We start from the raw sequence: 13061 nt of genomic DNA on the forward strand, positions 1-13061 counted from the left end.
CCCGGTCGTACATGTACAAACTAACCTGCGGATGCCGCATACCGCATTACAAGCCGAACGGGAAAAACATCTTTTTCAATCGTTCCGAACTGGAAAGCTGACTTCTGCAAAACCGAATCCAAACCGCTGCCGAACGAACTCAGCAAGCCGCGAACTACGCGGTAAATTCTTTTGGCAAAAATTAGTCCGTTTGGGATAGGCGGGGCGGTGTCCCCATAACCGGAAAGAGGTTGGAGGCTCCCTGTCCTGCGAGATTATTGGGGATCTCTCCGGACAGGGAGCACCAACCTTCCGCGAAAAAACACCGCCACCCCATATCCGACCGCCGACCACCGCCCCGAAAACAAATCCACCCGCACCACCCGCATGGCTTTTACAAAAGCCATAGCTTATTAGGGCATTTTCTTAACGCGACAGTACTCCCGTCGCTAAAAATGCCCCAATAAGCCAAGGGGCTGCGCCCCTTTGGAAACCCCTCGGCGCGGCTCTACGCCGCGAAAACAATGCGCCCTCTGCGGGCGAAACAACAGCAACCAGACAACCTGAAAAATCACAATCATGGGATTTGCAGTCATGCACCTCGATAAAGCGCGTGGGACAGATACCGCCATGTCTGCCCATATCGAGCGGAGAATTTCTCCGAAAAACGCCGATCCGTCCCGTACCTACCTGAACCGGGAATTGATCGAATTTCCGAAAGGCATCACGAACCGAACGCAGGCGATCCAACACCGGCTCGACCATGCCGGACTAAAACGCAAAATCGGGACGAACCAAGTCCGGGCCATTCGCGGGCTATTGACCGGAAGCCGCGAGGATATGAAACGGATCGAAACTGCGGGACAACTCGACCGTTGGTGTGCCGATAATCTCGACTGACTTCGCAAAACGTTCGGAAACGAAAATATCGTTTCGGCGGTACTCCACATGGACGAAACAACGCCGCATATCCATGCCACGATCGTCCCCATCGTAACGGGCGAACGTCGCAAAGCCGGACAAAAAACAAAAACGGGCCCCCCCCCAACGCCCGATGATAAGCCTAAAAAACAATACCGGAAGAAAAGCGCCGACAGCGCCCGGCTATGCGCCGACGATGTAATGGCCCGACCGAAACTGAAAACATATCAGGACACCTATGCACAGGCAATGCGAGTCTACGGTCTGCAACGCGGCATCGAGGGTTCGGAAGCCAAACATATTCCCGCTTCTAAGTTTTACCGTGAGCTGTTTTTGGAGCAGGATAATATTAAAAAGGACGTTGAGGAGGCTCTGTTGCAAAAGCAAGTTATTCAACAGGATATTACACATCTGCAAGAATTTAAAACGGAAGCGGAAAAAGCGTGCGAACAAGTTACCGAACAAACCCGGCGGAAGTCGGAAGAACTCGGTGCGGCTCAAAAGGAACTGGAACAGACCAAACGCGAAATCAAAACCGACAAACTGAAAGGCGCGGCAGTCGAAGCAACGGCGAAAGCGGTCGGACGGATCGGCTCTTTCTTTCACGATCCGAAGCCCGCACGGTATGAAAAGCGGATCGAAACCCTTGAAAACGAAAAGCAGGCTCAGGCTAAAACGATCGCCGATCTGAAAGTGCATATTCAAACGATGCAAACCGACCACGCCAAAGAGATTTCAGAGAAGGACAAAGAAACAGAAACATTGCGCGGCGATTTAAAGTTGATATATTACTTCTTCCCATATATAAAACAATGGCTCGGACAGGCGAAATTTCTGAAGAAAATCGGATTCGCCGTCGGACAGATCAAGGAACTCTTTACGTTTAAACCGATACGTTTCAGCGGCAAACTGTATTCGCATGAGTTCAAAATGGATTTTGAAACACCCGGATCGACAGCACACTTGAAATATGATCCGCAAAACATGGAGCAAGTGAATTTACATATCGACGGCGCAAGCCACGTATCATGGTTCAGGGAGAAACGGAACGAATTATACAGCCGTTTGGGAATTCGTACCGAACAGTCGGAGAAACCCCGGCAAAACAAAGGGTTAAAACCGAAATAATTTATTCCTCGCGGTTACGGCGTTCGTATTCGGCTATTTTTTCCTTGCAGACTTTTTCGGTAATGTCGCGCAGACGTTCCACGCGCACGGTCAGCGCGTCTATATCGTCTTTCGTGACAGCGAAATTTTTATTGTAACGGGCCTGTACATAAGCGTCCTGCAACAGTTTGAACAAGCGTTCCTCTTCGGACGTGTTGCGCGGGAAAGCGTCGCAAACTTCCAAGGTATGCGTTCTGGCCTTGTCGGTCAGAAATTCCAGATCGTGCTCTTTGTAACCGTACAAGGTAAAAACCATCGGAATCGTCCGCAAAAAATTTTCTGCGGCCTGATGAAGATGGAAAGAGGCCATTTTAAATTCCTGATCGGTAATATCATGTTTGGCACTCCTTACGAAACTATTGGCTATATGGAACTTATCATCGAAATATTCCTGCGCCATATCCCGGATTTCGCTGTAGTCCAGTTTGTGCCGCCGGGCCAATTTATATCGCCCTGAATCGTAAAGCATTACACCTTGCTCTTTGATTTCGGTAAAGAAATAACGGCTTTTTTCGATCTGGTGGTTGAATTCTCCGATACTTTCATTGATGAACTCCGGACGAGTATGGAAAAATTTGGCTTTGTTCTGGAAAAACTCGTATCTAATCCGGGAATACAGCGCGTGTTCCGTATTGCCGATCCGTTTTTCGGTCAGGATCAGAATATCGTAATCGCTCATAAAATAAGTCCGTACGCCGAATTCCGTCCTTTGGTCGTAATCGACGTAGCGATCCCGTGCGTAACTGCCGAACAGAATAATCATTTCGCATCCGGCTATTTCCCGGCGGATAATTTCCGTCAGTTGGCGCAAGTCGCGTTGTTTGTTCTCCGGCAGGTATGCGAACGATTTTTTCATAATCACAAAGTTAGCAAAATAATTGGCGATCCTTCCGGGAGTATATTTAAATCGTGTTGGAAATTTCATGCGAGTGGTTATCTTTGTGTATGAATCCGTAAAGTTCGTGCGTGACGGTCTGCGGGAGGGGCAGCGGTGCTGTCGTCAGACAAAGACTTAAAACGCAAGAACTATGCAGATTTTATGGAACTACTACGACACGACGTAGACATTTAATTATAAAGAGACTCGACTCTTTATACCTTTAGGAAACATTGGGAACTTCCGTTATGGAAGTATGTTAAAACAAGGTATGAGATTGCGAGCCCTTGTTATGTTTTGGCCTTTCGTGCCGAGACGTAACGTAGGGCGTAGTGCGATTTCTTGTTTTAGGTATCCCAATGCCTTCCTAAAGGAATCAATCTGCGTCCTCTTTTTATGTCTATATCCGAACGACCTTTTCCCCAATAATTTCGGCATGTCATAAATCCTTTTCGGGCGCGGATAATTAATCGCTTATAAACTAATTATCTAACAGCCTTATGAAAAATATTATCTTATCCCCTTGGGATCGCATTACCACGATACTTAAAAAACGAAACTTTGTGCGCGAATTCTTTAGCCCTGCGTATCGGACTGAGACGAGCATACATGATACAAGACACGAAACACCCCCAAATCGGCATTATCCCGGAACTGGCCGCCCGGATCAACTACGTCTTTCCGGCGTACAGTATTGAATGGTTATTAACAGGTGTCGGCCCCCATCCGGCCACGAAAGAAGAAGCCCATCCACAGACGGAGGTATCTATCATAGGCCGTTGGGCGATGATACAGACGCTCGATTATTGGAACGACGGCGGACGGCGGGGATCATGGGTTCCGGGAGCGAATTTTAACCCCGGCGAATTCGTATGGGAATTTAAACCGGACGGCCTGTTGGATCAGTACGAAGCAGGGCTAAAAGTGGCTACGGTGCTTTATGCGTTCGACCAAGAACACGGTTGGCTATTAGAGGAAGGCAACCCCGCACTGGTCGAGAAACTCACGCCCGTCGAACTGGAATTCATCGACTGGTCGGATATGGAAAAAGGCCCCGTTTCCCGGTTTGTGTTTAAGAAAGAGGAGTTTGTAAATAATATAATCTTTACAAATACTGTTAAATAAAATAGGCGAAATATAGATAAATAATTAATTCTGAGAACACATTGTCGTGATTTCGGATAAAATGGTTTTTATATCTTCACAAATTTCATTCGCTCTAATTTCTCTTGCCAATGCAAATTTATCAAACAATTTTTCGTGACAGAAAGACATAATAATTTCTTTCCCATTCGATTCAAATAACGGCTTAGTACAAGCATCTACGTCTGATTGTATGAATTTATTTAATTCAGGGTATGCTATTCCATGACTTACAAAGAATTCTTCAACGGTATCTTCTTTGTAGCCTGCTATTCTTGCCATAGCTGGCTTTACTAATAAATAATTCTCAATTTCACTACGTCGCCATTTTCTAAAACGAATAAATGGTTGATCTTCAGGGTATACCTTATCTTTTAGAGAGGGAAGTGTTGTATTATAATCTTGTTTGTCTAAATCAATAAGGCTTATTGATTTAATATTGGCAATTTCATCTTTAAGGAGAATCATTGTGTGATTTCTTTCTTTGTGTGATAACAATGTTGGCCAAATTGTAAGATTGTTAGGCCATACAACCTGCAATGTTTCTGCAAATATTTTCAAAAACGTTGCATCGCTTTCATTTTCAACAAATAAGATGTTTTTAGTTTTTTGTGCATCATTAATTATAGGTGAGTATTCTGTTCCTAAACCTGAAAGTAAACGAATACGTTGATCTGGAGTTGTTAAATATTTACATTGTGTCTTATTCACATCCATTATTTGGTCAAAAGACATATTTTTTACTATTTCAACCGAATGAGTTGCAATAAGTATCTGTTTTTTATTATGATGTGCGATTGTTACAAGTTTGGATATTAAAGTGGTTTGCAGGCTGCAGTGCAAATGCGCATCAGGTTCGTCAAGTAGCAAAATATCAATATTCTTGTCAAGCGCAAAAGTATAAACACTTAGCCATTGCAAAAAACCGCTACCTTCTACCATTATGTCTCTACTTTTAAAATTGCCATAGGATTTAAAACGTCCACCATGCATTTCTCCTCTTACTATATCAGTCCTAACATAATTATGAAATGATATGTCAAAAGGTTTTGGAGCTAATTGACATTTGAAAACGTCAAAAATAACAGTATTTAGTTGTTCAAATGGATCTGTTTGACGGTGTAAAGAGAGATCTTTCGGAGCGATTTTGGGCTTATCTCCTTTTAATTTTTTACGCCTTTCCTGATTTTCATTGTACATATCAATGATTGTATTGCGGAGTACTGCCCCTGCTAATCCTCGTCCAATGAGCCTTTTTCTTTCAGCTGGATAGTGCCAGCTTTCTTTATCTGAAATCCCTGCAAATGGGGGGAGATATGCAATATTTGGTATATATGTATCTTCTTCTATATTTGTTGAGGTTACTTTTATAAATAATCTTTCATTGGATAAAGCTAAGCCTATTTCCAATGATCTATTAAATTTGTTTTCCGTATCCCAACAACATTTGATTTTTAGATTATATCCACTACTGGGTTTTAAGTTAGTCCATAGATATTTATATTCAGGGATATTTACAGGAGAAAAATCATCTATATTCATTCCAACTCCGGAACCAGCATAGCCCCTGCATAAAGCATTTTTCCCTCGCATGTGCTCTAAATAGTTCTTACAAAATTCCCACACAGCAAGAGCATGCAAAATTGTCGATTTGCCTTCATTGTTGCCCCCTACTAACAATGTAACCCCATCTTTTAAATTGATGGTCTTATCTTTATACTTTTTAAAATTGGTAAGAGTTATAGATTTTATCATCGACTAATGAGATATTTATTTATATTGGCAAAGATAAAAATTATTTATCATTGATATACAACGGGATATGTACAAATTGTGTCTAATAATAAAGATTGGGGAACATTATATTTGATATTTTTACACCTTTTTTACACCCTGACAAAAGCAAAATACCACTAATCAATTGATTAAGTGGTATTTCTCGTACCCGGAGCCGGTTTTGAAACGGCAAAAATCACCAAAATACAAACCATCGAATTACATACATAAATATCTATATATCAATAATTAAAAGTTGATTTCCATTGGATGTGTTTTATACTGTTTTCGATAGTTTGGAACAAAAGTGCCCAAAAAGTGCCCGGAATATTTTGTGTATTCCGAAGGATATTATAACTTGCCGAAAAAGTAAAAATATGGGCAAGACGTATTATAATATCAGCAGAAAAAAAGATGCCGCCGGAGAATCGGAAATTTGTATGAGGATTTATGTCAGCAAGGATAACAGAATCCGTATCGGCAGTGGTATTTGGGTAGAAGCTAAACGGTGGGGAAAGAAAAACGAGATCAACATACCTAATATTCCCGGTGAAGAAAGAGAAATGCTTTTGGAGAAAAAGACCAAATTAAAGGCTTTAACAGAGCATATTGAAAAAGAGGTACAGACTGCGGAAGATAAATCAATTATCGATAAATCATTCCTTGAGAAAATAGTTCGCAAATTCCATAAACCGCCCAAAGCCCAGAAAGAAAGTGAGGTTTCGTTTTTCGATATTATGGAAAGATACGTTACCACACATAAACTGTCGGAGCCGCGACGCAAAAATTTCAAAGTAATCATGCGGAGCCTGCATCGGTTCGAGTTGTACTGGAAAAAAGAGGGACACCGGGGCTTCAAAATAACTTTCGCCAATCTTAATCCGGAACTATTGCGGCAGATCGAGAACTTTCTGCTAAACGAACAAGAGGCCTTCTTGAAATACCCGGAGATATACGATCTATTTCCGTATTCCGCTAAAATAGCGTTACTGACACCGAAGCGCAAGCGTCCGCCGATTCTCGATAAGGACGGCAATGAAATCCCCAAAGGAATGCCGAAACCGCGTGGGCAAAACTCTGTTGCGGATATGCTCACCCGCTTCCGGGCTTTTATCATATGGGCTATCGACAACAACTACACGATAAATAATCCGTTCAAATATTTTACGATTGGAGAGATTGTTTACGGCACACCTATCTATATCAACAATGAAGAAAGGAATCGACTGCTGGAAACAGATATGTCCAATGATAGGGAGGTAGAAACACAGCGGGATATTTTCGTATTTCAATGCCTTATCGGTTGTCGTGTCAGCGACCTGTATAAAATGACCTACCGGAGTATTATTAACGATGCGGTGGAGTATATTCCCAGAAAGACGAAAGAGGACAGGCCGATCACCGTGCGCGTACTGCTGAACGACACCGCGAAACGACTGATCGCCAAATATCAGGACTATGACAGAGGGAGTTTGTTCCCGTTCAGTACAGAACAGCATTACAACCGGAAAATCAAAGAGGCGTTCAAAAAGGCCGGATTAGACCGTATCGTTACCGTCCTCGATCAGCAGACCCGACAGGAAGTACAGAAGCCATTATATGAGGTTGCATCATCGCACATGGCCCGGCGCACGTTCATCGGCAATATATACAAAAAAGTGAAAGACCCCAACCTCGTGGGATCATTGAGTGGACACAAAGAAGGTAGTAAGGCATTTGCTCGTTACCGCGATATCGACGAGGATATGAAGAAAGAACTGATAAGTTTTTTAGATTAATCTTTTTTATTTGTATTAGGAATTATTGGATAAACCTCTTTATATAGTTTTTCCATTCTCGCTCCTTTTTCTATGGAATCTTTGATATTCCATATCTGTCGTTCAATTTCATGCTTTTCGTCATAGTGATGGCTATGCGATATGGAGTAACAACTTAAACAGAATTTATCATCACACTGCCGAGTTTGATAAACTTCAATATTCTGTTCCGCAGCGAATTTGACAATCGACTTACGAATAGCGGGTTCTATACGACAACCCAAATATATTGCATCGGCTTTAACAAAAGGTAAAATGTTATTATACAACATTGCCGTATCATTTTCATTCAGTATCAACCTCCACTCCTTTTCATAATTCCAAAACTTAGATTTACTTATCAATGACTTCACAATAGCTTTTCGTAGCGATGGAGTTAACACAGAGTTATCAAATTTAAATAATTCTCTTGGAGAAAGCGTTGGAACTCTTGATGTATATTTAACAGGGAAAAGACCGCATAAAATAGCATCTTTAAAAATAATATTATCAAAATTAAGTTGATACCTCAAGCAAAAACCCTTATGATGATCAGCGTAGTGGGACCACATTGTCGTGTTTTGCATAAGTTCATCTTCATTTAGAAAATTTGAAAAGCAAGAAATACGATATGGAATATTACGAATGTGTTGAATTTTGCTCTCACATTCGCGTAATCCATCCATTGCAATATCATTCATTTTGATTAATAAATCACCTGACCGATTCTTGCCAATAGACTGAAATACATGCCAAAAACCATCATGGTTATGAGAAAATCGGTACTTGCTTTCTCCTTTAGAATGAAAGATTTCCCAATACTCTTCTTCTGATATAGAGTTTTTATTTCCGTTTTTAGAGACAAGGCCTTCATTTTTCATCCGGTTTAGCATATAAATCTTAAGATATGAATCTCTAACAATGCAGGCATAACTATCGAATGGATCGTTGAAAGTGCGCGGCGAAGATAAATACACGGACTGATGTTGTAGGTTAATTAAATTATATACATTAGGCGACATAAATTTATATAGGTGTTTGGGGAGATGCTCGTTTTTAAATGAAGTAAATTCTTTCTGTGTTTGCACTTCTCCTTTGGACGCTATCGAATCAATATAATCGTTAATAAAATGCTTAGTCCAGTCTCCATTAAAATTTACACTCCGATAATCCGAATCAACATATAAAGATGGTTTTTGCCTGTAATATTCCATAACTACTTGTTTGATCAATTTTTTACAATTTACGGTAACCAGTTGTAAGCGAATATTGATTATTTATCGTCCAGTAAAGCCAATAAAGTTATATCACACAAAATACAAATATAGGATACTCAACAGTAATTTATTACATTTGTAGTAATATGGATTACCGCAAGATAAATAGTCATATTATTTTGCTGGCAATAGTGATTGTCGTCGGGTTGCTCGTGGCTATGGTCGCACGGCTGATGGTGTTGGGGCAAGGGGTCGATGCTGGTACGGCGAATCTTACCTTTGTCATTGTTCTTGGCGTTTGTGCGGTGGTGTATCTGATTATTATGTCGGTTTTCTCCCATACGATCATTCCGTGGATTATAAGGAAGTTACCGGAGACGAAACGCCCCGCCGTCGAAACGGAAGCCGTTCCATCAATCGACAACATGCCCGTCATGAATGTCGAGCAGATCAAACAAGATGCAGACAGGCAATTCGCCGAACGACGAAAAGAAAAAATAGAGTTGTTCCTGCGTTACACTCATCGGACAATAGGCCCTTATGTAACATCCGATGAACTGGTCCGGCTTGATCGGTGTGTCGAGTATTATGGTCGAGAGGAAGCATACCCGGTAGATTTCGTACCCATCCGGCCCGAAAAACTGAAAAATGCGGATCTGTTTCATTTCGGATGGAACATGGCTCATTATTTCGGACAGCCGAAACAGGATGTCGTGCCGTGGCTAAAAGCCGTATTTGTCCCTTTGTCCGACTTGGAAGATTCTTATATCAAAGGAAAACTGCGGGACTATCAAACAGAGAAATACACCATTCCTAACATAGAGGATATCCCAAAATACATGGCCGAACACAACGGCTAACCACCTCTTTCAAGAGATTATAAGGAGATTTTAAGGAGAAAACGAGTGTTTTTGTTCTCCGAAAAATCTCCTTATTTATTTGCCCCGGATTCGATTGAATGTCGGATTCAGAACCCATTGTTTAACACTCTAAAAATTCGACTATGAGTTTGAAAGATTTGTTGGAGTCCGGGGCGAACGTAACCGTAGCGGTCAAACTGGACGACCTGAGAGAGATTCTCAAAGAGGCATCGGGAAGCCTCAAACCTGTTCGGCAAGAACCACCTCCCGAAGAATTTTTAAGCCGCAAAGAGGTTCTATCCGTTTTGCGAATCGACTCGTCTACCTTATGGTGCTGGGAAAAGACCGGGTATATAAAGTCTTTCCCGTTCGGCGGACGCAAGCGGTATAAAAAGGATGATGTCGAGGCGATCCGCACCGGCAAAAAAGGAGTGCGCCGTCATGGATAACGAAGAATATATCCGTGTGGGAACGTGCTACCTGAAACTGTGCCGTGTGCCGACCGCTACAGGTGAGTTCCGGGAGAAATACTTGCCGTGGAATATAGAGACCATCCGGCAGGATCATTCCAAAGATTTCGTAGCCAATATCAAGAAATACGACGGTTATTGCTTTTTCCCTGCCCATGTGGATTATCAGCGGATGTACGGCAATTTCCTGAATATGTACGAGCCGATTCCATATCATCCGGAGCTGGGCGAATTTCCCCATATCCGGGCATTTCTGGCCCATATTTTCGGCCCGCAGATCGAATTGGGGTATGACTACCTACAATTGCTTTACCGTCGGCCACGCCAGCGTTTACCGATTCTGTTGCTCGTTTCACGGGAACGTAATACGGGTAAGACGACTTTCATCCATCTGTTGAAAGCCATCTTTGGGGCCAACATGACCGTCAATACGAACGAGGATTTTCGCAGTAATTTCAATTCGGAATGGGCCAGCAAACTGATTGTCGCCACCGACGAAGTACTACTGAACCGTCGGGAGGATTCCGAAAGGTTCAAGACACTTAGTACGGCCCGGACATTCAAACTGGAAGCCAAAGGCAAAGATCGGTTGGAGATCGAGTTTTTCGCCAAGTTCGTACTGTGTTCCAACAACGAGGACAATCCTGTGATCATCGACCAGGGGGAAACCCGCTATTGGGTACGTAAAGTGGGCCCCATCGAAAAGGACGATACGGGGTTGCTCGACAAGATGAAACGGGAGATACCTGCTTTTCTCCATTTTTTGCTTAACCGGGAATTAAGTGTACCGGAAGCCAGCCGAATGTGGTTCGATCCGGAACTGCTCACGACACCTGCCCTACGCCGTATTATCCAATATAATCGCGGACAGCTCGAAAATGAAATGCTCGGCGTACTGGAGGACATATTTCAGGTGCATGACAAGGACGAATATGTGTTCTGCATACAAGATATGCAGAATATGCTTAGTGTCTGGGATATAAAGACCGAGCCGGTAAAGATAAAACGGGTATTGCAGGATAGTTGGGGGCTGAAACCGGAAAAGGTTACTCGCTACATCTCCTACCGTCTCTCCGGCGACGGTTCGCTGTTCCCGGAACCGCGTACCGGCAGACCCTATTCAGTCGCCCGCAGTTTCATCGCTGAGAAACTGTTATTCTGTAACAGTGAAGGATAAAATCATTGAAAATCAATAATCAACACCTCGTTACAAACCCGTAACAAATGTGTAACAAAATAAATTAGTTACACGCCGCGTAACAACTTACCAAAACGTTACGCAACTGTTACTATCCTTAATCCTTTCGTTTACTGAAAGTTGAAGGCAGAATGTAACGAAGTAACAAAAAATCCGCCACCATGAACTACGAAGAAATAAAACGACGCATCAGTATTCGGGCTTACCTCGCGGCACGGGGAATCAAACCCCGGTGGGAGCGCGGCAACCGAGGCATGTACCTCTCGCCACTTCGTGAGGAACGCACCGCCAGTTTCAGCGTCAGTTACGACAAAAACCTCTGGCACGACTTCGGGACAGGTGAGGGCGGCTCGATCATCGACCTTGTGGCCCGTATGGAGGGCTGTTCCGAGGTCGAGGCCGCCCGAAGGCTTGCGGCGGGCGAACACGGAACGCTCGTTCCTATCCATGCCGAACCGTTAATAGTAAATGAGCTGACACCATCCCGTCTTACCATCCTCTCCGACCGCGAACTGACCCACCCGGCATTGCTCGGCTACCTGACAGGGCGAGGCATAGACCCTACCATCGCCCGGACTTATTGCCGCGAGGTGCGCTACACGACCGGCGGCAAAGAGTATTTCGCCATCGGGTTCCGCAACGATGCCGGAGGCTGGGAGCTGCGTAATCCCCGGTTCAAAGGAAGCAGTACGCCCAAGAATATTACCACTCTCGACAACGGCAGCGACACGGCAATAGTGTTCGAGGGGTTTATCGACTTTCTATCTTATCTCTCGCTGAAAGGTAACCGACGCCAAGCCGAGAACAATCGGGCTTGCGCGAATTGCCGAGGCGCAAAGGAGGAAGGCGAAGCCAACCCGTCGCCGTCGATTGATAGCATCGTACTCAATTCGGTAATGAATCTGCAAAAGGCTGTTCCGTTTCTCGCGCGCCACAGTGTCATCCATGCCTTCCTCGACAACGATGACGCGGGGCGGAAAGCGTTGGCCCAACTGGAAGAATCCTTACCCTCGTCCGAAGTGATTGACCAGTCCGTTTTTTACCGCGACCACAAAGACCTGAACGACTACTGGCAGGAGAAACGAAGGCTTGCCTATGCAGAAAAGAACAGACTTGCCACCCCGCAAACCCCTCCGCACGAACGGCAATATCAGGAAACAGAACGGGCACATCTTGCTGTTCCGCAAGTCCCGTCCCCGGCGAAAAAGAGAGGCCCCAGTCGGAAGTTCTAACCCCGCTGCGTACCCGCGGCATTTACGCCCCCGGAAAAGCCATAGCCTATTAGGGCTTTTTCTTTTCGCATCGCTGCGGCGACGCGGAAAAAGCCCCAATAGGCCAGCAGGGAGAACCCCGCTGGACACCCCCTCTGCGGTCGAGACGACCGCCGGACGCTCTCCGCGTCCGAAACCAGCCAACCCAATCATCCACCGTATTGACAGAGAAAAATATATGGGATACGTAGTATTGCATTTAGATAAGTCGCCGAGTAACGAAGCGGCGATGACAGCCCACATCGCGCGGACGCAGATGCCCCCGAATGCCGACCCGTCGCGCACGCACCTGAACCGGGAACTGATCGCCTTCCCGGAAGGGGTGGCCGACCGGACGCAGGCGATCAATTACCGGCTGGCACACGCCGGGCTGACACGAAAGATAG

At 44.3% G+C, this 13061-nt stretch carries 10 protein-coding genes and 2 pseudogenes; 8 read left to right on the plus strand and 4 right to left on the minus strand.

The window, feature by feature from the left end; all coding sequences use genetic code 11:
- Positions 1–254: 254 nt before the first annotated feature.
- Positions 255–386 carry a hypothetical protein gene (locus DW082_RS15230; protein WP_259335647.1) on the minus strand — a complete coding sequence of 44 codons (132 nt, stop codon included), beginning with the start codon at positions 384–386 and terminating at the stop codon, positions 255–257.
- A gap of 172 nt (positions 387–558) precedes the next feature.
- On the opposite strand from DW082_RS15230, the pseudogene mobV reads away from it, so the two are divergent.
- A pseudogene (mobV, locus tag DW082_RS13640) lies at positions 559–2028 on the plus strand (MobV family relaxase).
- Between the two features lies 1 nt (position 2029).
- On the opposite strand, the gene DW082_RS13645 reads toward mobV, so the two are convergent.
- Positions 2030–2923, minus strand: coding sequence for a HEPN domain-containing protein (locus tag DW082_RS13645; protein ID WP_118459076.1), 894 nt, complete (start codon positions 2921–2923; stop codon positions 2030–2032).
- A gap of 582 nt (positions 2924–3505) precedes the next feature.
- On the opposite strand from DW082_RS13645, the gene DW082_RS13650 reads away from it, so the two are divergent.
- On the plus strand, positions 3506–4069 hold the full coding sequence (locus tag DW082_RS13650; RefSeq protein WP_147387062.1) for a hypothetical protein: 564 nt from the start codon (positions 3506–3508) through the stop codon (positions 4067–4069).
- A gap of 24 nt (positions 4070–4093) precedes the next feature.
- Here DW082_RS13650 and DW082_RS13655 read toward each other — a convergent pair whose 3' ends face one another.
- A complete protein-coding gene (locus tag DW082_RS13655; protein WP_118459080.1) occupies positions 4094–5842 on the minus strand; it encodes an ATP-dependent endonuclease in 1749 nt (582 codons plus the stop codon).
- Positions 5843–6240: 398 nt separating this feature from the next.
- On the opposite strand from DW082_RS13655, the gene DW082_RS13660 reads away from it, so the two are divergent.
- Positions 6241–7641: a site-specific integrase gene (locus DW082_RS13660; protein WP_118459081.1), complete on the plus strand. Its 1401-nt coding sequence runs from the start codon at positions 6241–6243 to the stop codon at positions 7639–7641.
- Here the strand turns inward: DW082_RS13660 and DW082_RS13665 are convergent.
- Entirely contained in the window at positions 7638–8873 is a 1236-nt protein-coding gene (locus DW082_RS13665) for a DUF2971 domain-containing protein (protein ID WP_118459083.1), read from the minus strand. The genes DW082_RS13660 and DW082_RS13665 overlap by 4 nt on opposite strands.
- Before the next feature lie 149 nt (positions 8874–9022).
- Between DW082_RS13665 and DW082_RS13670 the strand changes: the two genes are divergently transcribed.
- From DW082_RS13670 to DW082_RS13690, 5 genes and pseudogenes are all read left to right on the plus strand, one after another.
- On the plus strand, positions 9023–9736 hold the full coding sequence (locus DW082_RS13670; protein WP_118459085.1) for a magnesium transporter: 714 nt from the start codon (positions 9023–9025) through the stop codon (positions 9734–9736).
- Positions 9737–9879: 143 nt separating this feature from the next.
- Complete coding sequence (locus DW082_RS13675) at positions 9880–10185, plus strand: AlpA family transcriptional regulator (protein ID WP_118459087.1); 306 nt, start codon at positions 9880–9882, stop codon at positions 10183–10185.
- Entirely contained in the window at positions 10178–11383 is a 1206-nt protein-coding gene (locus DW082_RS13680; protein WP_118459089.1) for a primase-helicase family protein, read from the plus strand. The genes DW082_RS13675 and DW082_RS13680 overlap by 8 nt, the downstream gene beginning before the upstream one ends.
- A 182-nt stretch (positions 11384–11565) precedes the next feature.
- Entirely contained in the window at positions 11566–12636 is a 1071-nt protein-coding gene (locus tag DW082_RS13685) for a toprim domain-containing protein (RefSeq protein WP_118459091.1), read from the plus strand.
- A 217-nt stretch (positions 12637–12853) separates the two neighbouring features.
- Positions 12854–13061 (plus strand): annotated as a pseudogene (locus tag DW082_RS13690) (plasmid recombination protein); the annotation flags it as partial.

Source organism: Alistipes sp. AF48-12 (genome assembly GCF_003477565.1).
Classification (GTDB): domain Bacteria; phylum Bacteroidota; class Bacteroidia; order Bacteroidales; family Rikenellaceae; genus Alistipes_A; species Alistipes_A hominis.